The organism is Natrarchaeobius versutus (genome assembly GCF_041205745.1).
GTDB lineage: Archaea > Halobacteriota > Halobacteria > Halobacteriales > Natrialbaceae > Natrarchaeobius > Natrarchaeobius versutus.
In genome coordinates, this window is sequence record NZ_JBGFCC010000002.1 from 392278 (window position 1) to 418169 (window position 25892).

General features: G+C 62.4%; 20 protein-coding genes. 10 read left to right on the plus strand and 10 right to left on the minus strand.

The features are described 5' to 3' along the window. Positions 1-144 precede the first annotated feature (144 nt). Positions 145-1140, minus strand: a complete 996-nt coding sequence (locus AB7C87_RS07240) for a radical SAM protein (protein WP_369728760.1) — start codon at positions 1138-1140, stop codon at positions 145-147. A gap of 156 nt (positions 1141-1296) precedes the next feature. On the opposite strand from AB7C87_RS07240, the gene AB7C87_RS07245 reads away from it, so the two are divergent. Next, positions 1297-2409, plus strand: a complete 1113-nt coding sequence (locus tag AB7C87_RS07245; protein WP_369728761.1) for a DUF373 family protein — start codon at positions 1297-1299, stop codon at positions 2407-2409. A gap of 2 nt (positions 2410-2411) precedes the next feature. On the opposite strand, the gene AB7C87_RS07250 is transcribed toward AB7C87_RS07245, so the two are convergent. The 6 genes from AB7C87_RS07250 to AB7C87_RS07275 all read right to left on the minus strand — a co-directional run bounded on the left by AB7C87_RS07250 (position 2412) and on the right by AB7C87_RS07275 (position 11913). Further along, a complete protein-coding gene (locus AB7C87_RS07250) occupies positions 2412-3254 on the minus strand; it encodes a polyprenyl synthetase family protein (protein ID WP_369728762.1) in 843 nt (280 codons plus the stop codon). A 49-nt stretch (positions 3255-3303) separates the two neighbouring features. Next, positions 3304-5886, minus strand: coding sequence for a methyl-accepting chemotaxis protein (locus tag AB7C87_RS07255; RefSeq protein WP_369728763.1), 2583 nt, complete (start codon positions 5884-5886; stop codon positions 3304-3306). Positions 5887-6012: 126 nt separating this feature from the next. Further along, the gene (locus tag AB7C87_RS07260) at positions 6013-8643 is read right to left on the minus strand and encodes a methyl-accepting chemotaxis protein (protein WP_369728764.1); all 2631 of its coding nucleotides are present in this window, start codon (positions 8641-8643) and stop codon (positions 6013-6015) included. Position 8644: 1 nt separating this feature from the next. Next, the gene (locus AB7C87_RS07265; protein WP_369728765.1) at positions 8645-9916 is read right to left on the minus strand and encodes an ABC transporter substrate-binding protein; all 1272 of its coding nucleotides are present in this window, start codon (positions 9914-9916) and stop codon (positions 8645-8647) included. A gap of 261 nt (positions 9917-10177) precedes the next feature. Then, positions 10178-11131, minus strand: coding sequence for an electron transfer flavoprotein subunit alpha/FixB family protein (locus AB7C87_RS07270; protein ID WP_369728766.1), 954 nt, complete (start codon positions 11129-11131; stop codon positions 10178-10180). Beyond that, positions 11128-11913 carry an electron transfer flavoprotein subunit beta/FixA family protein gene (locus tag AB7C87_RS07275; protein WP_369728767.1) on the minus strand — a complete coding sequence of 262 codons (786 nt, stop codon included), beginning with the start codon at positions 11911-11913 and terminating at the stop codon, positions 11128-11130. The genes AB7C87_RS07270 and AB7C87_RS07275 overlap by 4 nt, the downstream gene beginning before the upstream one ends. Before the next feature lie 111 nt (positions 11914-12024). Here AB7C87_RS07275 and AB7C87_RS07280 point away from each other — a divergent pair, with 111 nt between their 5' ends. The 7 genes from AB7C87_RS07280 (at position 12025) to AB7C87_RS07310 (ending at position 19976) form a co-directional block, all read left to right on the plus strand. Continuing rightward, entirely contained in the window at positions 12025-12786 is a 762-nt protein-coding gene (locus AB7C87_RS07280) for an IclR family transcriptional regulator (RefSeq protein ID WP_369728768.1), read from the plus strand. A gap of 346 nt (positions 12787-13132) precedes the next feature. Beyond that, positions 13133-14230, plus strand: coding sequence for an amidohydrolase family protein (locus AB7C87_RS07285; RefSeq protein WP_369728769.1), 1098 nt, complete (start codon positions 13133-13135; stop codon positions 14228-14230). 214 nt (positions 14231-14444) lie between these two features. Next, positions 14445-15239 carry an enoyl-CoA hydratase/isomerase family protein gene (locus AB7C87_RS07290; RefSeq protein WP_369728770.1) on the plus strand — a complete coding sequence of 265 codons (795 nt, stop codon included), beginning with the start codon at positions 14445-14447 and terminating at the stop codon, positions 15237-15239. Between the two features lie 213 nt (positions 15240-15452). Next, positions 15453-17006: a class I adenylate-forming enzyme family protein gene (locus AB7C87_RS07295; protein WP_369728771.1), complete on the plus strand. Its 1554-nt coding sequence runs from the start codon at positions 15453-15455 to the stop codon at positions 17004-17006. Positions 17007-17114: 108 nt separating this feature from the next. Next, complete coding sequence (locus tag AB7C87_RS07300) at positions 17115-18341, plus strand: acyl-CoA dehydrogenase family protein (RefSeq protein ID WP_369728772.1); 1227 nt, start codon at positions 17115-17117, stop codon at positions 18339-18341. Between the two features lie 4 nt (positions 18342-18345). Continuing rightward, the gene (locus AB7C87_RS07305; protein WP_369728773.1) at positions 18346-19527 is read left to right on the plus strand and encodes an acyl-CoA dehydrogenase family protein; all 1182 of its coding nucleotides are present in this window, start codon (positions 18346-18348) and stop codon (positions 19525-19527) included. 125 nt (positions 19528-19652) lie between these two features. Then, positions 19653-19976, plus strand: a complete 324-nt coding sequence (locus tag AB7C87_RS07310; RefSeq protein ID WP_369728774.1) for a hypothetical protein — start codon at positions 19653-19655, stop codon at positions 19974-19976. A 301-nt stretch (positions 19977-20277) separates the two neighbouring features. On the opposite strand, the gene AB7C87_RS07315 is transcribed toward AB7C87_RS07310, so the two are convergent. The 3 genes from AB7C87_RS07315 to AB7C87_RS07325 all read right to left on the minus strand — a co-directional run bounded on the left by AB7C87_RS07315 (position 20278) and on the right by AB7C87_RS07325 (position 23693). Beyond that, complete coding sequence (locus tag AB7C87_RS07315; protein WP_369728775.1) at positions 20278-21507, minus strand: FAD-dependent monooxygenase; 1230 nt, start codon at positions 21505-21507, stop codon at positions 20278-20280. Positions 21508-21625: 118 nt separating this feature from the next. Further along, complete coding sequence (locus AB7C87_RS07320; RefSeq protein WP_369728776.1) at positions 21626-22324, minus strand: acetate--CoA ligase family protein; 699 nt, start codon at positions 22322-22324, stop codon at positions 21626-21628. Further along, positions 22317-23693 (minus strand): CoA-binding protein, encoded by a 1377-nt coding sequence (locus tag AB7C87_RS07325; protein ID WP_369728777.1) that lies wholly within the window; start codon positions 23691-23693, stop codon positions 22317-22319. The genes AB7C87_RS07320 and AB7C87_RS07325 overlap by 8 nt, the downstream gene beginning before the upstream one ends. 333 nt (positions 23694-24026) lie before the next feature. Here AB7C87_RS07325 and AB7C87_RS07330 point away from each other — a divergent pair, with 333 nt between their 5' ends. Together AB7C87_RS07330 and AB7C87_RS07335 are read left to right on the plus strand one after the other, a co-directional pair. Continuing rightward, positions 24027-24200: a hypothetical protein gene (locus AB7C87_RS07330; protein WP_369728778.1), complete on the plus strand. Its 174-nt coding sequence runs from the start codon at positions 24027-24029 to the stop codon at positions 24198-24200. A gap of 165 nt (positions 24201-24365) precedes the next feature. Beyond that, positions 24366-25451: a cupin domain-containing protein gene (locus AB7C87_RS07335; RefSeq protein WP_369728780.1), complete on the plus strand. Its 1086-nt coding sequence runs from the start codon at positions 24366-24368 to the stop codon at positions 25449-25451. Positions 25452-25892 lie beyond the last annotated feature (441 nt).

A 25892-nucleotide genomic window follows, 5' to 3' on the forward strand; every position in this document is an offset into this window, starting at 1 on the left:
ACCGCCGGGACATCGGGACAGCACTCCGTATCAGACCGTTTTTGCCGATCCTCGCCGCCGGTTGGACGACTCCGCTCGAGCGACCTCGATCGAAACGTTTCCGTCGCTTAATTCCGACGCCAACGGCGTTCGCTCGCGGTACGATTACGCAAGCGGCGTCCGTTCAACCACCTGCCCGTCGTAGCTCGGATACTGCTCGACGATCTCGCCATCCTCGAGATCACCTTCCTCGATCATCTCCTCTAAGAGCCACCAGGCGACCTCGACGTGGCTGGTCTTGACGGTGTAAAACTCCTCGGGGACACCGAGTTCGACGAAACGATCCGGATCGGCGTGCGTCTTCCCGTAGACGAGCGTGCCGTCGTCCGTGACGTCGTCGAACTCCCGGCGGACGTTCCGTGCCATGCGCTTGAGCCGACGGCGATGTTGGGCGGCGTCCTTGAAGACGGAGGTACAGAAGTAGACGCGCTCGTGATCACCCATCACGTCGAGGATCTCCTCGCGGGTGCCGTCGACGGCGCTCATGTGGTCTTCTTTGAGCTCGAAGCCCTTCTCTTGCATCCGGCGGTAGTTGCCCTGGGACATCTCGAACTCGTTGACGTTGCAGAACTCCGCCGCGCCCTCGTCTAAAAACTCGAGGAACTCCGCTTCCGCGCGGATGCCCGGAATCTCGAAGGCGGGAGTCAGCCCCTCCTCGCGAGCGACGTAGAGAATATCCTCCCACTCGGTGCCGTGGAGCTCTCCCCACTGCTCGAGTGGGGGGTGGAATCGGATCTCGTCGAGGCCGGCCTCCGAGAGCCGGCGCATGTTCTCCCGGCCGCCGGTGATGCCGGTATAGAGGTGGGTGTGGTGGTCCTCGCCGAACTCCTCGGTCAGGAGCTCGAGGTAGTGACAGGTCCGGTCCAGGGCTTCCTGGGGCTCGCCGCCGGTGATCGAGGTGCCGAGGGCGTCCATCCGGCGGGCCTCGGTGAGCACGTCCTCGTCGTCCTCGACGAGGCGCTCGTTCGCGTAGACGTCGGTGACGTTCTTGCGGTTCTCGCCGAGCGGGCAGTAAAAGCAATCGCGCTGGTCGCAGTAACCGTAGACGAACAGAACCATCTTGCCGCCTTTCGCACACTGCTCACAGCCCCTGGAGATCATTCGAGTACACGTACCCGGTCGAGCCTCAAAAGCCGTGCGAAACGAGGCTGGCCGTCCGTTCGGACCGATCGTATCCGAGTCGTCACCGATCGAGTGCCCGATATCGGTTTTGGTTCTCCAGAAGACGGAAATACCGTCGAGTGCAACCACGAATCGATGCTGCTGGTCCTCTGTGTCGATCTCGACGACGACCTCGGCCGGAAGACCGGCTTCTCGACGCCAGTTATCGGTCGCGAGCCGGTCGAGGAGGCCGCGGTCGCGCTCGCGACCGCCGACCCCGAGGACTCCGACGTCAACGTCATCTTCCAGGGACTGCACGTCTACGACGACCTCACCGAACGCGACGAGAGCGTCGAAGTCGCCGTCGTCACCGGCAACGAGGAAGACGACGTCAGCGCCAACCGCGAGGTCGGCGACGAGGTCGACACCGTCCTCGCGAGCCTCTCGACGAGCGAGGACGTCACCGCGCTGGTGATCACCGACGGTGCACAGGACGAGTCCGTCATCCCGATCATCAGATCGCGGGTTCCGATCGACGGCGTCCGCCGCGTCGTCGTTCGACAGGCCCAGAACTTAGAGTCGATGTACTACACGATCAAGCAGGTACTCGACGACCCCGAAACACGGGGGACGGTGCTCATCCCGCTGGGCATCCTCCTGTTGATCTATCCGCTCGCGCTGATTGGGAGCGCCCTCGAGATGCCAGGGTTCGTCCTCGGGACGACCTCCGCGTTGCTCGGGCTCTATCTCATCTCTCGAGGGCTCGGTCTGGGTTCCCGTCTGGACACCGCCGTCGAGCGGGGCCGACGGTTGTTGTACGCCGGCCGGACGACCCTGCTCGCGTACGTCGTCGCCGCCGCGCTGGTCGTCCTCGGCGGCGTCCACGGACTGAACGAACTCGACGCCGTCCGAGACGCGACGCCCGGCACCGTCGGTGCACTCGCCACGGCGGCCGCGATCGTCTACGGGTCGGTCCAGTGGGTCGCCGCCGCCGGCGTGACGACGAGCCTCGGGCAGATAACCGACGAGTACATCGCCGACACCCTCGAGTGGCGATACCTCAACGCGCCCTTCTACGTACTCTCGATGGCGATCGTCCTCCACGCGGTGAGCGCGTTCTTCCTCGATCGCGTCGACGTCACGTATCTCGCGACGGCGCTTACGGCCGGGACGTTACTTGGCATCGTGAGCACGCTGACGTTCGCCGTCGTCGAATCGCGGTTTTCGGAACCGGACGGCCGCGAGGCCCACCCGTCCGAAAGCGCGTAGCGTTATCGCTCGCGTTCGACGACGAACTCGGCCAGATCGAGGAGATACGACCGCGCTTCGGGGTCGGCGACGTCGACCCGCTCTAAGGCGTCGATGGCTCGATCGGCCTCCGAACGTGCGCGGCGGTTCGCTTCTTCCGGCGTGAGATCCGTCACCTGAACGACCGACGGGCGTTTGAGCGCCGCGTCGTGTCCGGTCGGTTTGCCGAGGTCCTCGGCGTCGGCGACCGCGTCCAGTACGTCGTCTCTGATCTGGAAGGCGATTCCGACTCGCTCGGCGTACTCGCCGAGCGCTTCGACGGTGAACGGATCCGAACCGGCGGCGATCGCACCGAGTTCGGACGCCGCACGAAAGAGCGCGCCGGTCTTCCGTCTGGCGAGAGTCATGTACTCGGCCTCGTTCGCCGGCTTGGCGGCGAGTTCGGTCGCCTCGCCGACGCCGAGTTCGACCATCGCTTCGGCCACGACGCGGGTCGCGTCCGGGTCGGCCGAAAAGAGCGCGAACGCCTCGCCGAGTAAGCCGTCGCTGGTGACGATCGCCGGTCCGTGGCCGAATTCAGCCCAGGCGCTTTCCGTGCCACGCCGGAGTTCCGATCGATCGATGATGTCGTCGATGACCAGCGAGGCGTTGTGGACGAGTTCGATTCCGACGCCGAAATCGACCGCGTCCTCGGGCGTTCCCCCGACCGTCTCACAGGCCAGTACGGTGATCATCGGTCGCACGCGTTTCCCCCCCGAAAGCGCCACGTGGCGAACTTCATCGTTGAGCGTCTCGGGGTCGACCCCGTCGACGACTTCGACGAGACGCTCCTCAATCAGCGCCCGACGGCGCTCCAGAAGTTCCATTGGCGGTTCTTAGGAGGGGGTAAAAAAGTAGGTGACGGTTCGCCGAGCCTTAGGTCTCGTCCTCGACCTGCTCGAACGTGAACGTCTCGTCGAGCGGATCGTCTCCCGACGATCGATCCCTCGCGTCCACACCGTCATCGCCTCTCGCGTCGGCAGCGCCGTCAGGTTCGGAATCGTCGGCAGCGCTACCGGTGGTCCCGTCCCCGGAGGTATCCGTATCGGATACGTCCTCGCCGTCGTCCATTCTCTCGCCGTCGCTTTCCGTTCCACCGTCACCGCCCGTTTCGCCGTCGCCGATCTGGCTCCCTCCACCGGCCTCGAGCGTGGGGACCCGCTCCTCGCTGACACCCTCGTCGGTCTCGAACTCCTCGAGGGTGGCCGAGAGATGTCCGGCGCGACCGGCGAGGTCGTCCGCGCTTCGTGAGACTTCGGTGAGCGCCGTCGTCTGTTCTTCGGCGGCGGCCGCGACGGTCTCGCTTTCGGCGCTGGTCTCTTCGGCGATCGCCGCGACGTCGTCGACCATTGCGACGACCTCCTGGGTCGAACTCGCCTGTTCGTCGCTGGCCTCCGATATCTCCTGAATCCCGCCGTTCGTCTCCTCGGCGTAGTCTGCGATCTCTTCTAAGGCGTCGGCGGCCCGTTCGACCGAGTCGGTGTGTTCCGTGACTCGATCGCTCGTCTGCTGGACTTCCTCGGCGGCCCGGTCGGTCTGGGACTTGATCCGCTCGAGGCGGCGTTCGATGTCGGCGGCCGCGTTTTTGGTCTCCTCGGCGAGATCCTTCACCTCGCCGGCGACGACCGAAAAGCCCTCACTCGAGTCGGCGGATCGGGAGGCTTCGATGTTGGCGTTCAGCGCGAGCATGTTCGTCTGCTCTGCGACCTCCGTGATGAACTCGAGGAGTTCGTCGATCTGTTCCATCTCGCGTTCGAGGCGGGCGATCTCCTCGACGGCCGCCTCGGACCCCGTCTCGATTTCGGTCATCCCCTCGAGGGCGTCCTGGGCCGCCTCCCGGCCGCGTTCGCCCGTTTGGGCGGTGCGTTCGGCGAGGTCGGCGACCTCGTTCGAGGAGGCGGCGATCTCCTCGATCGTCGTCGAGAGCCCGTCCATCTCGTAGGTGACCGACTGGAGGTTCTCGCTCTGTCGATCCGCCCCTTCGGAGATCTCCTGGACCGACTCGGTGACCTGCTCGGAGGCCGACCGGACCTCCTCGCTCGAGGCGGTGACCTGCTCGGAGGCGGTGGCGACTTCGGTCGCGAACGATTTGACCGTCGCCGTCGTTTCTTCGATCTCCGCGATCATCTCGTTGAACTCGGTCGCGATCGACGCCATCGCCTCGTTCTCGCTTTCGGGGTCCATCCGCGCGGTCAGATCGCCCTCCGCACACACTCCCATCACCTCGCTATACTCGTCGGCTTTCGTCTCGAGGTGGCGGTTGATGCGTTCGGTTTCCGTCCGCGCCCGCTCGGCCTCCTGGCGCGCCTCCGTCGCTTCCGTGATCTGGGTCTTGAGCGAGTCGCGCATGTTGTCGAAACCGTCGTACAGCCGACCGATGCTGTCGATCCGTTCGGACTCGAGGTCGACGTCGAGATCGCCTTCCTCCATCCGCTCTGCCTTTCGGGTGAGCCGATCGATCGATCGCGAGGTGTTCCAGCCGATCACCGCGCCGACGCCGCCGATGAGGACGACGGCGGCGACCGTCGCCAGCGAGCCGTACAGCCTGACGTCGTCGACGAACCCGTATGCGAGTTCGGTCGGCGTGTGGACGAGGACGACCCAGTCGGTCCCCGGCACCGCCGAGTAGCCGACGACGTACTCCTCGGGACCGAAGAAGTCCTCCGACAGGAAGGCACTCGCCGGGCCGACCTCGGTGGCACCCGCCCCGTCGGAGGAGATGCCTCGAGCCGACTCGATCGGCGCGGCGTCTTCGTCGTACGTTTCGAGCGTCGCGCTGGTCGCCGACTGCAAGACGTCGCTTCCCGGCTCGTCGAAGACGATCGTCTCGCGTTCGTCGACGACCATCGTATAGGTCCCGTCGGCGCTGCTGACGCCGTACTCGTCGATCGGGACCGTATAGACCAACACCGAGTCCTCGGGAACGCCACCCGCGTCGGTCACGTAGGCGATCCGCCCCACGTTCCCGTCGACGTCCCCGCTTTCGTACGCACCGGTCACGTACGTTCCGTCCGTCTCGAGTTCCTCGAGCCAATAGCCCTCGAGTTCCGCTCCCTGCTCGACTTTCGAACTCGCGATCACGTCTCCGTCGACCTCGAGAAGGTGGAGGTGACGCTCGCCGAGGTCGCCGCCGCCGTGGTCTCGAATCTCCGCCTCGAGATACGTCTGTGCTTCCTCGGGGTCTTCGTCTAACGATCCGGTTCGGGAGATCGCTTCGACCGTGCGTTCGTTCTCGCTGTGGAACTCCCCGACCGACTCCGACTGCTGGTGTGCGAGCACCGCGTGATCCTCGTAAACGTTCGATTGCACGCCGTCTTGGATCTGGGCAGTTCCGACGAACCCGATCGTTCCGACCGCGAGTCCGAGTACGAGCAACGCGATTCCGAACTTCATCGCGTAACTTCGTCGGACGAACTGTGGGACGAGTTTTCTGAAGACCCCGAGCATGACCGATGACATTAGTACCTACCGATACATGTCTCTTATGAATTAAGTAAAAAAGTATTACAAAACGATGTCCGCGAGAGCAGAACGACAGATAGCCCGAACAGAACGGTGAAAACCAGAAACGTATTCTGGAATCGCCTACTTTCCGTCCTCGACTTCTTCGAACTGGAACGGATCGTCCAGTGGATCGTTCATCGGATCGACCTCGTCGGATTCTCCATCGTCACCGTCATCGTCTGGAGTCGGTTCGGAACCGTTCTCGTCCGCTCGTTCGCTCGATTCGTCCGACTCGTCGAACTCGAGGACCGTCTCGTCTCGCTCCGATTCGTCGGCTCCGAGTTCGCCCTCACCCGTACTCGTCTCGTCGGCTTCGTCTCCGGTCGTACTCGTGTCGTCGGATTCCCCGTCGCCCCCACTCGAGTCGGCGTCCCGATTCTCACCGTCATCACCCGCACCATCGCCGTCGTCATCACCCGCTCCGTCGCCGTCACCCTCGAGTGCCGGAGTGTATTCGTCTGCATCGTCGAGTACGGGGGTGAGTCCCTCGTCGGCCGTCTCGCCGGTTTCGAAGCTCTCGAGGGTGGCCGAGAGGTGGCCGGCGCGGCCGGCGAGGTCGTCGGCGCTCTGTGAGACTTCGGTGAGCGCCGTCGTCTGCTCTTCGGCGGCGGCCGCGACGGTCTCGCTTTCGGCGCTCGTCTCCTCGGCGATCGTCGCCACGTCGTCGACCATCGCGACGACCTCCTGGGTCGAACTCGCCTGTTCGTCGCTGGCTTCCGATATCTCCTGGACGCCGACGTTCGTCTCCTCGGCGTAGTCTGCGATCTCATCGAGGGCGTCGGCGGCCCGTTCGACCGAGTCGGTGTGTTCTGCGACCCGGTCGCTCGTCTGCTGGACTTCCTCGGCGGTCCGATCCGTCTGGGACTTGATCTGCTCGAGGCGGCGTTCGATGTCGGCGGCCGCGTTTTTGGTCTCCTCGGCAAGATCCTTCACCTCGCCGGCGACCACGGAGAATCCTTCGTTGGAGTCCGACGATCGCGAGGCCTCGATGTTGGCGTTCAACGCCAGCATGTTCGTCTGATCGGCGATCTCCGTGATGAACTCGAGGAGTTCGTCGATCTGTTCCATCTCGCGTTCGAGGCGGGCGATTTCCTCGACGGCCGCCTCGGAGTCCGTCTCGATCTCGGTCATTCCCTCGAGGGCCTCCTGAGCCGCTTTCCGGCCGCGTTCTCCGGTTTGGGCCGTCCGCGCCGCGAGGTCGGCGACCTCGTTCGAAGAGGCGGCGATCTCTTCGGTCGTCGTCGAGAGGCCGTTCATCTCGTGGGTGACCGACTGGAGGTTCTCGTTCTGGCGGTCAGCACCTTCGGAGATCTCCTGGACCGACTCGGTGACCTGCTCGGAGGCCGACCGGACCTCCTCGCTCGAGGCGGTGACCTGCTCGGAGGCGGTGGCGACTTCGGTCGCGAACGATTTGACCGTCGCCGTCGTCGCCTCGAGTTCGGTGATCATCTCGTTGAACTCGGTCGCGATCGACGCCATCGCCTCGTTCTCGCTTTCGGGGTCCATCCGCGCGGTCAGATCACCCTCCGCACACACTTGCATCACCTCGCTGTACTCGTCGGCTTTCGTCTCGAGGTGGTCGTTCATCGCTTCGGACTCGGCGCGGGCCTGTTCGGCCTCCGTCCGCGCCGTCTCGGCCTGGTGGATCTGCACTTTCAGCGACTCGCGCATGCTGTCGAGGCCGTCGTACAGCCGGCCGATCTCGTCGGTTCGAGACGTCTCGAGTTCGACGTCGAGGTTTCCGGCCTCGATCTCGCCGACCCTGTCCCGGAGTTGGCCGAGCGGGACGACCGTCTGTCGACCGATGACGACGCCGACGACGCCCAGTGCGATCAGGCTGGCGAGCACCATCTGGACGACGTTCGATCTGACGTCGCTTGCGACCCCGTAGGCCTGATCGATTGGAACGCTCGTTACCGCAACCCACTGCGTGTCGGGGATCGCAACGTACGCCTGGACGTACTCCTCGCCCTGAACGTGAGTCGCGTGACCGGCAAGTGCGGCGTCGACGGCCTCGTCGTCGAGCGAGCCGTCCTCGAGCGTGACGCCCTCCGCTTGCAACACCTGCGTTCCGTCGCCGTCGACGATCGTGGTCGACATCGCCGCCTCCTCCTGGTGGAGTTGATCGACTCGGTGTTCGAGCGTCGTGACGACGACGATCACCCGGTCGTCTCGTTCGGTGACCGGGCTGGCAAACGCCATCACCTGATCGTCGAGCGCCGACGACTCGTAGGCCCGATCGGAGTACCAGACCGCTTCGCTGAACGGGAACGCGTCGTCGAAGTCCGTCTCCGTCCACGGCTCGTCGATCTCTGCGAGATCCGTATCTCGGTGCTGTGCGTCGGTGCTCGTGACGATCGTTCCCGCGTCGGTGTCGACGTAGTGTATCGCCCGAACGTCGGCGCTCATCCTGGCTTGCTCTTCGACGAGTTGCCCCTGGATGGCCGGCGGATTGTCCTCCTGAAGCGTCGGCGTGGACGAAACCGCCCGCGTCTGGATGCGCATGTTTTCGATCCAGTCGCCGATCGCGTCGGCCTGTAGTTCGGCCGTCGATTCGATCTGCTCGTCCGAATCCGTTCGGACCGTTTCGTCGATCTCGGCGTAGCTCACGGCGCCGACGGCACCGATGACGAGAACTACCGCCAGAATCGAGATCACGAACTTCACCAGATATCGCCGCCTGATAAACGATGGAACGAGTTTTGCGAACATATTACGTACTCACCCTGTCGACTTCGGTTACTCCGCTTCCCGCTGTGTCGTCGAACCGCCAGTATTCGAACGTCGCGTCCGTTACGTCTCCGTTCTCGTCGAATCCGAGCGGACTCGAGGCGCCACGGTATTCGACTTGCTCGCCTCGAGCCGCGAGGTCGATCCCCTCGGCGAGCGTCTCCGGGCCGACCACTTCACCCGGCCCCTCGGTGACGATCCGCATGGCGTTGCCGATCGCCGCGCCGTCGTTCTCTCCGGCGAACGCGTTCGCGAGCAACATGACCGCCGTCGCGTCGTACGCGTGGGCCGTAAACACCCCCGGATCGACGCCGTAGCGCTCCTCGTACAGCTCCGCAAAGACGTCTTCGCCCGGTCCGGCCACCAGGGGCGCGGTTCCGCGGATGTGATTGATCGTGTTCTCGGTCATTTCGTGGAGCGAGCCATCGCGCAACCCGTCGGTTGCCAGAATGGAGATCCCCGGATCGTGATCGATCAGACCGTCGAACAACCTCGCGCTCGTCTCCGGATAGCCGATCACGACGACGAGGTCAGGATCGGCGGCCGCCACCGACTCGAGTTCGTCGTGGTAGGCGTCTTCCCCTTCGTCGAACGAAACCTGTTCGGTCACCGTCCCGTCGTGATTGCCACGAAACGCGCGGGCAAACGCCCTGCTGAGTTGCCAGCCGTAATCGTTGTTCACGTACAGCGTCGCCGCGTTCCGGGCGTTGCGTTCGGTCGCTGCCCGCTCCGCGAGAACGATCGCCTGTAACGAGTCCGACAACGCGGTTCGAAACAACAATCCGGCGTCGTTCACCGTCGAAATCGTCGGCGTCGTCGACGCCGGCGAGCAACAGACGGTTCGGTGGGGGATGAGCACCTGTTGGGCGACCTGTAACGTCACGTCAGAGGCCGACGCCCCGTTGACCATCGGATAGCCGGCGTCGACCAGACGCGACGCCCCTTGGACGCCCGTCGACGATGACGTTTCCGTATCCACCACCTCGTACTCGATCTCCGGATCGATCTCGTCTCTAATCTGTTCGACCGGCAACAGTGCACCGTCTTTGATCGGTTCACCCACCGATCCGAGGTCCCCACTGAGCGGATGCATGACCCCGAGCCTGATCGTCCGGTCGGTCGGACGGGTGTCCACCTCGCTTTCGACTTCGCCCGTCTCCGACCCGGGGACCCCCTCGAGACACCCTGCGAGGCCGCCGACACCGGCGGCGACGCCACTCGAGATGAGTCCCCGTCGCGTCTTTCGATACGGCATACGCGTTTCCTCTCAGTACGGGGGTATAATTATGGTGCTACGTTCCTGAGTAATTATATGACCGTGTTCTAAAAATCCGTGAAATAAATAACCGGAATCCACTCCGAATCCCTCGGAATATTTCTCAGCGGAGAGATCGGGACACAGCCGCACTCGTCCGAGAGGACGGTGTGGCAGTGGTCATGCTCTGTCGCGTCGGGTGCTCGAGGGCCGATATCAGTACTCGTGCACCTCGAGGATCGACCCGCGACTGTCCGGCGCTCACTGGAACTGTTCGGTGAGCGCGGGAACGACGTCGAAGAGGTCGTCGTGGATGGCGTAGTCGGCGATGTCCATGATCGGCGCGTTCGGGTCCGTGTTGATCGCCACGATCGTCTCCGACCCCTTCATCCCGGCGACGTGCTGGACCGCACCCGAGATGCCGATCGCGATGTAGACGTCCGGCGTCACCACTTTCCCCGACTGGCCGACCTGGCGGTTCTTCGGGAGCCAGCCGTTGTCGACGATCGGACGCGACGACGAGACGGTCGCGTCGAGCGCCTCCGCGAGGTCGTGGATAATCTCCAAGTTCTCCTCGTCGTCGATGCCACGCCCCACGCTGACGAGGACGTCCGCGTCCGCGATATCGACGTCGCCGCCGGCGACCTCCTCGAAGCCGTTGACCGTCGACCCGATCGTCGCCTCGTCGATCTCGGCGTCGAACGACCGGATCTCGGCGTCGCCCGTTCCCTCCGCTTTCGGCCACTCGGCTCCCCGGATCGTGACGACCGCCGGCCCCTTGAGTTCGACGGTGGTCTCGACCTTGCCGCCGTACATCTCGCGGGTAGCGACGAGTGTTTCGCCGTCGCTCTCGAGGCCGATCGTGTCCGTGACGATCGGGCGCTCGAGGACGCCGGCGAGGGCGGGGGCGTAGTCGAGGCCGTTGACGCTGTTCGGGACGAGGACGTACTGCGGATCGAGCTCAGCGGCGAGCTGTTCGATCGCTTGCGTGTAGACGCCGTGGTTGTACTCTTCGCCGTCGGCGACGGTGTGGACGACGTCGACGCCGTCGCGGTCGAGTTTCCCGGCGAAGTCGTCGACGGTGCCGCTGATGACGACGAGGTGGAGGTCGCCACCGAGGTCGTCGGCGAGTTGTCGGCCGGCGGTGGCGATCTCGTAGCTGACGTCGCGGAGCTCGCCGCGGCGGTGGTCGGCGACCGCGAGGACGTCGCTCATTGTGCCACCCCCTTCTCGCGGAGCATCTCAGCGAGTTCGGTCGCCGTCTCGTCGGCGCCGCCCTCCCAGACGGTGACGTCGCTCTCGCTTTCGGGTTCGTACATCGCCGTCAGCGCGTACGCGGACTCGACGCCTTCGAGCCCGAGGTCGTCGAGCGTCTGCACTTCGAGGGGTTTGCGCTGGGCCTGTCGAATGCCCCGGAGGCTGGCGTAGCGGGGTTCGTTGATTCCGGTCTGGATGGTGAGGACGGCGGGGAGGTCGACGTCGGTGAGTTCCTCGACACCGCCTTCGAGTTCCCGGCGGACCGACGCGACGCCGTCGGCGAGGTCGTGCTCGAGGTGGTTGACGACGGCGGCCCACTCGTAGCCGACGCGGTCGGCGAGGGCGACGCCGGTGGCGCCGAAGCTGTCGTCGCCGGTCTGAACTCCCGAGAGGACGAGATCGGGCTCCTCGCGGTCGACGACGGCGGCGAGGACGTCGGCTTTGGTGGCGGGATCGAGGAGTCCGGCGTCGGCGATGTCGTCGTCCCAGACGCGGAGGGCGCGGTCGGCGCCTTTCGCGAGGGCCTGACGGATGGTCTGTTCTGCGTCCTCCGGTCCGATAGTGACGGTGACGACCTCGTCGGCGAGGCCGGCCTCCTGAAGCTGGACGGCCTCCTCGACGGCGTAGTCGTCCCACTCGTTCAGGTCGGCGCCGAGGTACTGGTCGGCGATTGCTGTCCCGTCGATCTCGAACTCGTCTTCGACGGTGGCGACTTCGGAAACCGTGACGAGGATCTTCATCGGCGACGATTTCGTTCTTAGCCAGATAAACACTCCGGTCCGAATGAACGCCGAATCGTTCTCGATTGGAGAACACAACGCTTTTTATTGGCGCAGATTAATTCTCGGTCAATGGATGACACGGGCTCACAAACGGTAAAATCGGTCGAGACGATGTTCGAGATCGTTGACGTCCTCGAGGAGGAAGGCGGTGCGGGGGTCACACAGATTGCGTCAGAGATCGGCCACTCGAAGAGTTCAGTCCACAAACACCTGGCGACGCTGGCGAACCGACGGTTCGTCGTCCAACGCGACGATGAGTACTACCTGGGACTGGGATTTTTCCGGTACGGTTCGTTCGTTCGGAATCGGTACGATGTCTTTCACAAGGCCAAACCGGTCGTGACGGAGTTAGCTGACGAAACGGGGGAGATGGTGTGGTTGATCACTGAGGAGAATGGAATCGGTATGTATCTTTACGGTGACGGTGGTTCGCTCGATATAAACGTCGATTCGCTCGTTGGAACGTGGACACATCTTCACCTGAACTCCGGAGGAAAGGCGATCCTCTCGGAGCTCCCTGCCGATCGCGTCGACGAAATAATCGGCCAACACGGGCTACCAGAGCAAACTGACCGGACTATCACGGACAAGGACGACCTATTCGACGAACTCGAGACGATTCGTGAACAGGGATACGCGTTGAATCTCGCCGAGGATATGGAGGGGATTCACGCGATCGGCGTTCCGATTATGTACAACAATCAGGTTCAGGGAGCGCTTTCGATCGCCGGCGCCGCGAATCGGCTCACTGAAGAGCGCTGTCACGACGAATATGCAGACCGGTTACTTACTTCCGTCAACGATCTCGAGCTCAATCTCACGTACAAATAATCACCACAATTCGTTATCTATTGGCGAACGAATTTCTATCCAGACCACGATCTGGTAGTAAAATTACACGGGTATGATTGTAATGTACAGTACGTTCTTATTGGATTCTGGGACGGTTTGTCGGTGATCGTGTGGTCTGGGGTTGTTGTTCCCTCGTTCGTCGTAGCCCGTTCTGTCTTTGTTGCCGGTCAGATGTCGGAAAATCTGTTCTCTGATAGAGAACGTCTGGGGCGGCCATAGCGACCTTGTTTCGGTCGATGCCGCGGTGGGGTTGGCGCTGAAAGTGTACAGCGTTTGTCTACCAAGACAAGAGTTATTAGACCGTGTGCAACATTGTGACCCGTACATGAAATTAGGTCGATTCGTGGTCGACACTCACGTCCACGCCCAGCGCCACGCGGTACGATTTCAGCAGAGCGAGGAAGACGAACAGTATTCCCGACTCGGCGAACTCATGCACACCGCGACACCGGCCGATGAGGCCGACGACGATGATGGGATCATCGTCTACGACAATTCCGAGCGACTCCTGTACGACATGGACGCGTACGGCGTCGATATGTGTATGTTGCTTCCGGCGTTCGGGATGAACAACGACATCAATCGCCAGATCATCGAGAAACATCCCGACAAGTTCGTCGCCAGCGCGTATCCCGTCCAGACCAAGAAGAAAGCGCTTCGCGGCGAGGAGGAGTGGACGGTCGAGGCGGCCGTCGACGAACTCGAGGAGGTGCTCTCCTGGGACGGCTTCGTCGGAATCGGGGAATTTCTTCCGCACGACCCGAACCTCGAGGAGCGAATGACCTGGCAGGAACGAAAGAAACAGCTTCGGCCGTTTTTCGACCTGGCCGCGAAGTACGATGTTCCGATTCGGTGGCATCCCGGCGCGGCGTCGGGCTATCAGGGTGGTGGGCTTCGCGAACAGGACAAACTTCCGGACTTCCGAGACCCGTACAACGCGGCGGATATCCTCGCGGAGTACCCCGACGTCGATCTGGTGTTCGAACACGGTGGCATCCAGGGCCACTGGAAGTACAACGTCGAGCGTGCGTGTATGGTCGCCTCGCAGTACGATAACGTCTACCTCGAGGTCGGTCTCTGGTGGGAGGACATTCTCCGCCGGCCGATGAACGACCCGAACATCGGTCCCGATCAACTACTCTGGGGAACCGACTGGGGCGCCTCCGCGGTCGCGGAGGGCCACAACTCGAAGAACGACCTCGACTTCCCGTCGATGCGCTGGGAACAGTACAAAGACCGAGGCGTCCCCGCACATATGGCGGACTACTGGGGGACGTGTCTGCGCGAACTCGATAAGTTCGCCCGCGAGGACAACGTTCCACAGGACGAACTCAACCTCATTTTGGGTGGCAACTTCTGTGAGATTTACGACATCGAGCCGCCGCACACGCGGCTGTTCCCGGAGTACCTCGATCGGGACTAGCACTGACTGCAATGAGTCTTTGCCGGTCGATTGTAGAACGGCGACCAATCCCACCGGCAATAACAGATCGTGTGGCTCTTCTTTCGACCACTCACGTCCGGTGGCCCCCCGACGGATGACGTTCCGGTATCGCCGTGAACGGTTCGTGGTGTCCCCACGCTATCGTGGCAAAAGCTAACGTTATTTATGGGAGGACTGACAACGGAGGACGTACATGCGAACAGAACTGGAGACTGCAATCGTCGAGTTTGACGACGAGACAGGTATCGCCACGTTGACACTCAACCGTCCCGAGGCGTTGAACACGCTCAACGGCCAGTTGCTCGAGGACATCGTTGAGGGACTGCGACTCCTCGAGGAACAAAACGACGAGGTCGACGGCGTCGCGCTCAGGGCGGTAATCATCGAGGGCGCGGGCGAGAAGGCGTTCTGTGCGGGTGCAGACGTCGGTGGATTTTCGGACTCGGCGGGAGAGACGTCGTCACGGTCGGCACTCGAGTTTCTCCACGAGTTCCCGACTCCCGTGATCGCGAAGATCCAGGGATACTGTCTTGGCGGTGGGCTCGAGACGGCGTTTGCCTGTGACTTCAGGTTTGCAAGTGAAGACAGTACCTTCGGGCTCCCCGAGGTGACGCTAGGACTCCTCCCCGGTGCGGGAGGAGTACAGTACGCCACTCATATCGCCGGACCTGCCGTCGCCAAGGAACTCGCGATGACCGGTGATCACTTTGAGGCGTCCTGGATGGCAGAGAACGGGCTAATCAACGGCGTGTACGCGGCCGACGAACTCGACGACGAGGTCGAGGCGTTCGCCGAGAACCTCGCGTCCAATGCGCCGTTGGCTATACAGTCGATCAAGAAGTCCGTCGACATCGCACAGCACGCTGGGCTCCGAGAAGGGATCGAGTTCGATCGAAACGCGTTCGGAACGCTCCTGAATACGGACGACGCAAAAGAGGGCGGTGCCGCGTTCGCGGAGGATCGCGAACCGGAGTTCGAGGGTAAGTAGCCGGATCGCTCGCAACGGGCGAGCTTCCCGAAACAAAAAGCTATTAACCAGCAATTACGATACCACGTGTATGGTGTTGTCTCCCAAGATGAATACTGGTCATCTTCTTCGTTACAGACGGCTGTGGCATCGGCGACAAACGACTTCGCGTTCGGTACGAACGCTGCCGACGAGAGAAAACGGGACCTCCCATCGACTGACACGGTGAATACTATGCACACGTACTCTACACCACAGATTACGACGGTAAAGGATCTCTCGACAATCGCGGCGGAGAGCAACCCTGACTCGACGGCGTTCGTCGACGAACATCGACGGGTTACGTGGCCCGAGTTCGACTCCGAGAGCAAACGGGCGGCTAACGCCTTCCAGGACCACCTCGCACAGGGGGATCGAGTGGCGTTTATTTGTGAGTCGTCGGTCGATCATATGGCCACGATGGTCGGTGCGATGAAAGCCGGTGCGATCCCTTCCAACCTTCACCTTCGGGCGTCCCCCGAAACGTTCCGGTATTGCATCGATACGATTCGTCCGCGTGTCATCGTCCTCGACGAGGAGTACTCCGAGTTCTTCGAAGAACGCGTTTCCGAAAAGATCACGACGGATCTCTCGACGGTCGTCACTCTCGGCGAACCACGAACCGAGTACGAACAGTCCCTCGAGGAGTTCGTCGCGGAACAGCCGGAGACGGAGCCGGACGTTCGGGTCCAGCCGGAGGACATCGCGGCGATCTGGTGGACCTCGGGAACGACCGGTCGACCGAAAGGCTGGTGTCACACGAACCGCGGGATCACTCTCAAGGCGATGATGAGTTCGTCGACGTCGGATCGACTTTCCCGGAGTCTGACGGTATTGAGCCCAGGATTTGCGGCTTGGTGGGGGAACACGATATCAACGCTACTCACGGGCCAAACCGTCGTCTTCCGTCGCAACTGGGACCCCGAGGAGGTAGCCCGACTAATCGAGGACGAACGAATCACACACGTGGGCCTCGTCACGACGATGTGGCGGGAAATCCTCGAACTGGACAGGCTCGAAAAATACGATCTGAGTTCGCTCGAGGAGATCTTCTCGACCGGAGAGAAACTCGACAAGACGACCGTACAGCGACTCGAGAAGAATATTTGTGAGCGGATCTGTAACGGCTACTCGTCGACCGAAATACACGGCACGCAGATTACCAACGAGGAGATGGACGGTGACCGAGTCGAGAGCGTCGGAAAACCGTTGCTCGGACAGCGAATACGGATCGTCGAGGAGGATGGGGACCCGACCGACACGCTCGACCCCGGCGAAGTCGGCGAGATCATCATCAAAGGGCCCGACGCACCGGTCTGGGCGTGGGGGGACACCGGAAAAACCGAGAACGCGTTCGACGATGGCTGGTGGCGGTCTGGCGATCTCGGATACAAAGACGAGGACGGCTACCTCTACATCGAGGGCCGGTCGGACTTCATGATCACGTCAAAAGGGATAAAAGTCTTCCCGGCGCCAGTCGAGGAGCGCCTCAACGCCCACCCCGACGTCGAGGATGCGGTCATCGTCGGTGTCTCTGACGAGGAGTACGGCGAACGAGTGACTGCGATCGTCGCCCGTTCGGATCCGTCGGTCTCGAGCAACCAGCTCGACGAGTGGTGTCTCGAGTCAGATAAACTGGCACGCTTCGAGCGACCGAGGGTGTACGAGTTCATCGACGGGCCGATCAACCGAACGGCGAGTGGCAAACTCGACCGCCAATCCGCAAAGGAACAGCACATCGATGAGTGACGATCGCTCCATCCGAGAGCAAATCGACACGATCTGTGTCCGAGATCGCTCGACGGCGATAGGCGACCGCTGTGGCGACCGACTGACAACGAGAGTAAGCTGATTACCATGAATTTCGAATTCACAGACGAACAACGTGCGTTTCGTGACGAGTTTCGCGAGTGGCTCGAGACGACTCTTCCCAGTGGATGGATTCACGGCGACTGGAACCTCCCCGAGGAGAAAGCCGAGCGGATCGAGTTTTTGATCGACTGGCAGAAGACAAAATACGAGGACGGCTGGGCCGCACCCAGTTGGCCCGAAGAGTACGGTGGGATGGGCGCATCGGTCGTCGAAGAATTGATCTACGACGACGAACTTGCCCGGGTGAACGCACCGCCGAACATCAACGGTATCGGCGAACAGTTCGTCGGCCCCACCCTAATCGAACTGGGTACCGACGCTCAGAAGGAGCGATTCATCCCGGAGATCTTGAATTGTGAAGAGATCTGGTGTCAAGGGTACTCCGAACCCGAACACGGCTCCGACATCGCTGGCCTCGAGACGGTCGCCGAACTCGACGGCGACGAGTGGGTAATAAACGGCCAGAAGATCTGGACGAGTTACGGCGATATTGCGGACTGGTGTCTGCTGATGGCCCGAACGGACTCCTCGGGGACCAAACACGAGGGGATCACGGCGCTTATCGTCGACATGAATCAGGAGGGGGTCGACGTCGACGAGATCAACCAGATCTCCGGCGATTCGGAGTTCAGTCAGGTATTTTTCGACGACGCGCGGGCGCCGGAGGCACACGTCGTCGGCGAGGTCGACGAGGGCTGGACGGTCATTCGAACGATGTCCGCGTTCGAGCAGACCGGTTCACGCGCGTTCGACCTGCAACGGCGACTCAACGAGCTATTACACTTCTGTCGCACAACCGAACGTGGCGGCCGTCCGCTGACCGACGATCCACACGTCTCGCGGAAACTCGCGGAGTTCGACATGCGTCTCCAGGCGGCACGGGCTACACGTTATCGCCAGGTATCCGAACGCCTCGACGATCCTGTCCCCAGCCCAGAGGGGGTCATCGACACAATCACCAGCAACGACCTCGCCGTCGATCTCGAGAACTTCGCGATGACGCTTCGTGGTCCCGATGCCACGCTCTGGGAGGACGGTCCCGAGGACGGCCGCTGGGTAGCAGACTACTTCGAGAGCTACGGGATGTGGATCGCTGGCGGAACCGGCGACATCTATCGAAACATAATCGGGGAACAGGTGCTTGGTCTTCCCAAGGACGAGAAGAGCAAGTACACGCATCGACGAGAGAACGCTGATCGAGACACGGAGTGATACAATGGATGCCCGCTTAACGGACGAACACGTACAGGTTCAGGAGACTACCCGTGAGTTCCTCGAGGGACACGACGGGATCGAACTCGCTCGCCGGATGGGAGACGGCGACGACGGCGTCGTCGACGAGGTCTGGAGCTCGATGGCGGAGCTTGACTTCACCACGATCACCGTGCCCTTCGAGTACGGCGGGTTCGGTGAGGGACTGCTGTACCTTTCCGTCCTTCTCGAGGAGCTGGGACGGTACGCAACGCCGGGTCCGTTCCCGGAGACGCTCGCATTTTGCGTCCCGCTGATCGAGGCGTTGGGTGACGACGATCAGCGCGAGCAACAGCTGTCGGCCGTCGTCGAGGACGACCGTAAACTCAGCTTCGCGTTGTACGACGACCGAACCGATCACCTCCCCAGCGCGATCCGGATGGACGCGGAGCCAGTTGACGACGGATACCGTCTCTCGGGGAGAAAGACGCTGGTTCCGTACGCGGGTGACGCCGATAGACTCGTCGTCGTCGCACGTACCGGCGACGGCGAAGGATTCGACGGGCTCTCGGCGTTCGTGGTCGACCCGTCCGCCGCCGCCGTCGACGTCGAGGTCCTCGACAGTCTGGACCGAACACGCCCGATGTACGACGTGGCGTTCGACGATCTCGTCGTCGGAGAGGACGCGGTACTCGGCGACGCCGGTGTGGCCGGACAGGCGGTCGAACGCGCGATCGATCGGTACACGACCGCCGCCTGCATCATGCTGACCGGTGGCGCCGATCGAACCGTCGAACTGTCGACCCAACAGGGGACCCAGCGAACCCAGTACGGCAAGCCGGTCGGGCACTTCCAGGCGGTCAAACACCGGATCGCGGAGATGTGGATCGATACGGAGCATGCCCGATCGCTCGCCTATCGCGCCGCGTGGGCGCTCGACGATCCCGAAACCAGCGGTGACGACGCCGCGCTCGCAGTCTCGAGTGCGAAGGCGTTCGTCGGCGAGAACGTACACCGCGTGTTCGGCGACGACATCTGGAATCAAGGCGGAATGGGCTATACCTGGGAACACGACACCCACATCTACCTCAAGCAAGCCACAGCCTGGAGGGAGTTTCTGGGTTCTCCCGAGTATCACCTCGACCGGATCGCGGAGTTGCGTGACTACGAGTCCAGTCCGCTTCCGGGATACCCCGAACTGGAGTAAGCGGTCGTCGATCCGCCCTCGATTCGATTGACGTTCCGTCCGGATCACTGTACTTTGCTTCGATTCTTCCCGAGACTCGAGTCGTATGGTATGGATTTACGTTATTCGAGTTCCAACTACGCCGTATGGTACTGCGAACAGATCTCGAGTCCGCAATAGCGAACGAAGACGACCTTCCGGCCGTCGACGACGTGTACGACGAGTCCGAGGAGATCCCGCTGTCAGCGACGTTCGACGATGCGTTCGTGATCGAACACACCGAGTTCGAGTCGTTCGACGACCTGGTCGAAGCGAGTCCATCAGACGCGTCGTCCGCCGACGAACTCGGTGAGGTCGAGCCGGGATCGTGGGACGAGTTCGTCGCTGAGACGACCGACTTCGCCGACGAGGAGCAACTGGTGATGGCCGCCCGCGACAACTGGGTCGCGAAGAAACTCGGCCTGGCGTAGTTCGCCGGTTCACACGGTCGTTTCGGTCCCGAACGCCGGGACTCCGAGGCCACACGACTTGCTAAAACCGGTCGCTATCGTTCGAATTCCCAAGAATTCGACGCACTGAACAGCATCGGCCAACGACGGATCGTTCTCACAGATTGTACTGTCCTCCTCGAGTGCCGGTGTCGTCCGTCGGTGAACCGTCCGTCGTCGGTTCCATCGCCGAATAGTACGGTTTAGACCGATCGGCAAGCGGTCTCACGTGTACCCGAACTCGTTACACGCGTCGAACAGATCCGATCGTCGTCCACCACCGTCAGTACTGGCCGGTCGTAACGATCGGCGGCGCGCCGTGGGGGCCGTAGGGCGAGTCGTCTAAGTACTCTCCGGCGGAGTCGAAGTGATCCGCCAGCGAGGCGGCAACCTCTTTTCGGAGCACCGTCACCGGGTCGTCGCCTTGCAGGTACTCGAGCGCCTGCCCGGCGGCGTTCAGGTTGTACTCGGTCGCAGTCTCGCGGCGCGCGGCGAAGAGTTCGATTTCGTCGCGGGCGACCGCCTCGATTCGGGCGTCGATCGCAGCCGCGATGGCCGATGCGGCCTCGTCCGCGTCGGCGATCCCCGAGTTCATCCCTCGGGCGCCAAACGGCGCGAGCAAGTGGGCAGCCTCGCCCGCCAGCAGGACGCGTCGGTGGCTGTCGACGAACGTGTCAGCCATCACCTGCAAGAACCTGTAGCTCGAGACCCAGGTCGTGTTATCGGCGTAACGCTCTCCCATCACGGCACGGACGAACTCGCGCATACGTTCGTCGGTAACCAGTTCGTCGGGGTCGTCGTCCGGGAGACACTGAATGTCGAGGCGCCAGCCGCCTGTAAACGGAACGAGCATGACGTTTCGTCCGTCAACCTCGGGCGCGTCGTAGTGAAACAGTCGCTCGAGGGGGCGCGGGTCGTCCTCGACCTCCGCGACGTCAGCGACGATGAAGGAGTTCTCCGACTGGCTACCGTCGAATGACGCACCGATCTCCTTACGGACCGTCGATCCGCCGCCGTCGGCGCCGACCACGTACTCGGCTTCCCACTCGCGCCCGTCGGTGGTTTCGACGCGGACTCCCGCTTCGGAGGCATCAACCGTTTCGACCTCCGACTCCCAGTGGACGGGAATATCGGCGTCAGCGAGCGCCTCGTGCATATACTCTTCCGTATCAACCTGCGGAATGCTCGTGAAGTGGGGGATCTCGCCGGAGCCGCCGGGATTGTCGTACGTTCGCTTGAACACTTCCTTGCCCCGCCATCGAGTGTGTCGAGTCGGCCAGACGATCCCGTCTTCGACGAGGTTCATCCCGAGACCTGGATGGATTCGTTCGAGCGTCCGGAGCGTCGCTCCGTGGACGTAGATCGCGCGGCTTCCTGACCGGTCTCGATCCTCGGAATCGGCCTCGAGGATCTCAGCGTCGATGCCGCGGGCGTGTAATGCGAGTGCGGTCGTCATTCCGACTGGACCAGCGCCCGCAATGAGCACCGGTGCATCCGTGTCTCCTGTAGCCATGATGGACGATTTCCCCTTTCGGTAGCACCGTCAAAGTAGTTGCGGTCGTTCCCAGTATCGGGATAGTCGTGTGAACGCGCTCTCCGACTCGGTGTCTCTTCGTCGCCCCCGTTCCGTTTCACCCGTCCTCGAGAACGACGAGCGCGTCCAGCGCTGTTGCCCCGTCAGGTGTGACCAAAACGGGGTTGAGGTCGACCTCGGCGATCTCCGGACGGGCGACGAGTACGTCTCCGGTCGCCTGCACGACCTCGACGACTGCGTCGAGGTCACCAGCAGGCCGATCACGGTACCCAGATAGTAGGGGCGCCGCTTGCAAGGATTCGACAGCGGCCCGTGCTTCCCGCTCGGAGACCGGTGCGAGTCGGTGAGCGGTGTCCTCGAACACCTCGGTGAACACGCCGCCCAGTCCGACGAGCGTCACCGGGCCAAACGATGGATCGTCCATTCCACCGACGATCAGCTCCGTTCCACCGTCGAGATCGGCTTCCGCCTCGATCAGCACGTCGGCGTCAATACCCTCCTTTCGTGCGGCGATCGAGATTGCCTCTGCCGCGTCGCGGACTGCGTCCGCCGACTCGAGGCCGACGGCGACGCCGGCTCCGTCCGCCCACTCGCTCTTGTGGGTGACGGACGGGGACGAGACTTTCGCGACGACCGGGTATCCGATTCGGTCGGCCGCCGCGACCGCTTCGTCGGCGCTTTCTACCACGTCGAACGCCGGCGTCGAGACGCCGAACTCGGCGAGGAGCCGTTTCGATTCGGCCTCCGTGAGTACAGTTCGATCGTCAGCGCGTGCGGCTTCGATCGGCTCAGACATCAGTGTTCACCTCCGACTCGACGTCACGACCCTCGAGCGACCCGTATTCGGCAAGGACGCTCACCGCGTCCGCTGCACGCTCGGGTGAGAGGAACACCGGGACGCCACACTCCTCGAGGGCCGCGACGTCCTCGTCGAACGCCGCTGGTGGCCCGTCGGTCGCGAAGACGATGGGCTTCTCGATCTCATCGACGAGCGTTTGTATCCGATCGACCGGGAGACCGATGGCGGCCTCGAACAGCTCGTAGACGAGGACGATGTCGACAGCGTCGTCGTCGGCCACGATCGCGATGACCTCGCCGAACTCGGGCATCGGACGACCCGTGTCGACCGGGTTTCCGGCGTAGGTGATCCCGGGAAGCAGTTCCGCCAATTGCTCCTGTGTCGTCTCATTCAACTCGGGGAGGATGCCGTCCGCCCGCTGAATCCTGTCGGCAATGATGATGCCAGGGCCCGCCTGGGCAGTGACGACGCCCACGTTTGGACCGTCCGGGTGGGATTGATTCGAGAGGATCGCCGCGCCGTCGAGCAACTCGGTCGTCGAATCGACGGCCGGAACTCCGTACTGTTCGAACCCAGCCCGATACAGCGCGTAATTTCCGGTGAGCGCGCCCGTATGGGACTCGGCGAACTCGCCGACGTCCGACTCACCGACGTTGTATGCGAGTATCGGTGTCTCGGCGCTTCGACAGCACTCCATCAGTTCGCGTGCGCGGTCCGTCCCCTCGACGTGGAGGACGATTGCGTCGGTGCCCTCGTGACCGTCGAAGTAGTCGATCACCTCGGGGAAGCCGACGGTGGCACGGTTGCCGAGACCGACCATGGCCGAGAGGCCGTCGCCCTCCCGAAGCGTCTGAAACGCGAGCGCGTGGGCGATGCCGCCGCTCTGTGCGATCACGCACGTTCCGCCCGCGGGAACGTCCTCGGCGCCGCTTGCGAACGAACCGAGCAATCCGTCGTCCGGAACGACGAACCCGCTCGTGTTTGGCCCGAGGATAGCCATTTCGTGATCCATCGCCGTCTCGACGATCCGTTGCTGGAGCGCTTTCCCGTCGTCGCCGGCTTCGGCAAAGCCGCCAGCGTAGACGACCGCGGCATTAACGCCTGCGTGTGCACAGTCGTCGATCACGTCGGGAACGACCGGTGCGGGAACCGCGATCAGCGCCAGGTCGACCGTATCGTCGATTGCGTCGACCGATTCGACGAACGATTCTCCGAACAGCTCCCCCTCCGAAGATGGATTGACAGGATACACGCTCCCGCCGAACGGCTCGAGGTTCGCCATCACCTCGTGTCCGATCTTCTCGGTCGAGTGCGAGGCCCCGATGACCGCTATCGACTCGGGGTGGAAGAGACTCTTTATCTCCATACGTCTCCTTGCGAGACGGCTTGTATATTCCTTTCGACGCACCCCGGTCGGGGAGTCGGTCAGGGCTTCCCGGCAAACTCGACAAACCGTTCGAGTTTCGCACTCGCATCCTCGGTTACGCTCTCGTCGTGAAAGACGAGTCCCACGTCGAATTCGTACCAAGGTGCCCCTCGAGGCTCGCGTCGGCTTCGTTCAAATTCGCCGAGAACTCCGGTGTGCCCGTTCTCGATCCGCCGCGTCGCCGGCCAAGCGGTAGTCGGTCCCCTCGAGTCCGTGCGCCGACGCGTCGTCGGTAGCGATATACTTTTATTTCAGCCACGGTGATAGAGGTGTATGGCCGAATTCGAAAACCCGTACGCATCCGAAGATCCGTTCGTTCGGGCACACTTTGACTGTCTGGACTGTGGCGGCAAGCTGTGGGAGTACGCGATCCAGCGACAGATGGTCTGTGAGGACTGTCGTGAGGTATTCTCGTCCGAGGACGTCTTCGATGCACACGTCTGTTGACGTCACTACGATTTGTTCGAAGGATCTGCTCCGGTGGACAACCCGTGAGTTTGTCTTCCCGGTCGATCCGCTGACAGTTTCGACCGGCGGGCACGTCACTCGAGACCAACTCTTCGGTCGGTCTCGTCCCATACACTTATTGTGTCCCTTTTCTCACACAGTAGTATGGGCCAGCAAGAGCCGGAGGACCTGTTAGAGCTGAGTCCCGACACGCGAACCATCCTCGAGGAGGAAGGTCTTCGCCCGCTGTGGGAAGTCGAAGACGATTTTGGCACCGTTATCGACGATCTCGAGGCAGATATCTGGAAGTGGGACGACATCCAGCGAGCGATCGACGCCGTCGAAGACGACGTTCCGATCGCCGAGTTACCCCCGGGGTTCCAGCGCCGGGTCGCGGTCCCTATCAACACCGCCATCGGTAACGCAATCTCCAATACGATCTACGTCGGCGTACAGACCGTCTCGCCGGGTGAGACCGCACCGTCTCACCGCCACTCCGCCAACGCGTTGCGCTTTACCATCGACGGCGCCGAGGAGATGAAAACCGTCGTCGCCGGCGAGGAGTTTCCCATGCACGACAACGATCTCGTCACCACGCCACAGTGGGAGTGGCACGATCACGTCAACGACTCCGACCAGACCTGCACCTGGCTCGACATTCTCGATCTCCCGCTGTTTCTCGATTCGCTCAACCGGAGCCAAGCGTTCGAAAACCACGAACTCGAGCGACAGCCGGTGGTCAAGAGCCAGGGCTACTGGGACTCCCAGTACGGGCGAGCACGCCCAGTAGAGACGACCGACGATGACTCGATTCCCGGCCCGTTCTCGGGGATTCGGGATCCGACGCCGCCGTATCGATTTCAGTGGACTGACGTCGAGGAGACCTTACACCAGCGGGCGGCCAACGACGATCCGGACCGACACGATGGCTACAATCTCGCGTATGTCAACCCCGAGAGTGGCACGCCGCCGCTGTTCCCGACGATGTCGTTTCGCGCACAACTACTGTCCGAAGGGGCGACCGATTCACACTTCCACAACGCGACGGAAATTTACTTCGTCATCGACGGCGAGGGCGCGACCCACGTCGACGACGACGTCCTCGAGTGGAACGAACGGGACCTGTTCGTGGTACCGCCGGACGCGGTCCACCATCACGATCCCGATGGAGAAGCGACGCTGTTGTGTCTGAGTGATCGACCGGTGTTCGAAGCGTTCAACTTCTACGCGGAAGCCGAACCCTCGTCGTAATTCAGAGAGGGCCTCGCTCTCTATCCGCCGTCGAACGGTGCGTCGATCCGCGATCGTTCGTCCCCCTTCGATCGGTGACCAATATCGTAACAACTGAAACGGTTCATACACCGATCGCCGATCCGTCTAGCGATCGGATGTGCAGTAACTTTCGGTGGCTACTATAACGGCTTTTCGGCGGCGTGACTCCGCCGCCGTTCGCTCTCGAGGCGAGCGCCCACCTCACGTTCAGTTGTCGGGCCGAATATCACTGTGAGCGACGGTTCGATCCGTGTCGTGCTCACTGATACGGTCTACTGTCCGTCGTTTCCGATGGGACCGCCGCCCATGTCACGGTCTTACCGGTACATCGGTACAGTCGTCCGTACGACGATCGCCTTTGGAACAGGCCGACGAACGGGAGTTCCACCGATATTATACGCAACTCGGTCGACAAAACAT

Bases quoted from the DNA above. Each gene is read 5' to 3' on its own strand.
- AB7C87_RS07275 (WP_369728767.1), bottom strand. From the start codon at position 11,913: ATGAAGATCCTCGTCACGGTTTCCGAAGTCGCCACCGTCGAAGACGAG.
- AB7C87_RS07265 (WP_369728765.1), bottom strand. From the start codon at position 9,916: ATGCCGTATCGAAAGACGCGACGGGGACTCATCTCGAGTGGCGTCGCC.
- AB7C87_RS07280 (WP_369728768.1), top strand. From the start codon at position 12,025: ATGGATGACACGGGCTCACAAACGGTAAAATCGGTCGAGACGATGTTC.
- AB7C87_RS07300 (WP_369728772.1), top strand. From the start codon at position 17,115: ATGAATTTCGAATTCACAGACGAACAACGTGCGTTTCGTGACGAGTTT.
- AB7C87_RS07325 (WP_369728777.1), bottom strand. From the start codon at position 23,693: ATGGAGATAAAGAGTCTCTTCCACCCCGAGTCGATAGCGGTCATCGGG.
- AB7C87_RS07305 (WP_369728773.1), top strand. From the start codon at position 18,346: ATGGATGCCCGCTTAACGGACGAACACGTACAGGTTCAGGAGACTACC.
- AB7C87_RS07330 (WP_369728778.1), top strand. From the start codon at position 24,027: ATGGCCGAATTCGAAAACCCGTACGCATCCGAAGATCCGTTCGTTCGG.
- AB7C87_RS07290 (WP_369728770.1), top strand. From the start codon at position 14,445: ATGCGAACAGAACTGGAGACTGCAATCGTCGAGTTTGACGACGAGACA.
- AB7C87_RS07250 (WP_369728762.1), bottom strand. From the start codon at position 3,254: ATGGAACTTCTGGAGCGCCGTCGGGCGCTGATTGAGGAGCGTCTCGTC.
- AB7C87_RS07255 (WP_369728763.1), bottom strand. From the start codon at position 5,886: ATGTCATCGGTCATGCTCGGGGTCTTCAGAAAACTCGTCCCACAGTTC.
- AB7C87_RS07285 (WP_369728769.1), top strand. From the start codon at position 13,133: ATGAAATTAGGTCGATTCGTGGTCGACACTCACGTCCACGCCCAGCGC.
- AB7C87_RS07335 (WP_369728780.1), top strand. From the start codon at position 24,366: ATGGGCCAGCAAGAGCCGGAGGACCTGTTAGAGCTGAGTCCCGACACG.
- AB7C87_RS07295 (WP_369728771.1), top strand. From the start codon at position 15,453: ATGCACACGTACTCTACACCACAGATTACGACGGTAAAGGATCTCTCG.
- AB7C87_RS07240 (WP_369728760.1), bottom strand. From the start codon at position 1,140: ATGATCTCCAGGGGCTGTGAGCAGTGTGCGAAAGGCGGCAAGATGGTT.
- AB7C87_RS07270 (WP_369728766.1), bottom strand. From the start codon at position 11,131: ATGAGCGACGTCCTCGCGGTCGCCGACCACCGCCGCGGCGAGCTCCGC.
- AB7C87_RS07320 (WP_369728776.1), bottom strand. From the start codon at position 22,324: ATGTCTGAGCCGATCGAAGCCGCACGCGCTGACGATCGAACTGTACTC.
- AB7C87_RS07310 (WP_369728774.1), top strand. From the start codon at position 19,653: ATGGTACTGCGAACAGATCTCGAGTCCGCAATAGCGAACGAAGACGAC.
- AB7C87_RS07245 (WP_369728761.1), top strand. From the start codon at position 1,297: ATGCTGCTGGTCCTCTGTGTCGATCTCGACGACGACCTCGGCCGGAAG.
- AB7C87_RS07315 (WP_369728775.1), bottom strand. From the start codon at position 21,507: ATGGCTACAGGAGACACGGATGCACCGGTGCTCATTGCGGGCGCTGGT.
- AB7C87_RS07260 (WP_369728764.1), bottom strand. From the start codon at position 8,643: ATGTTCGCAAAACTCGTTCCATCGTTTATCAGGCGGCGATATCTGGTG.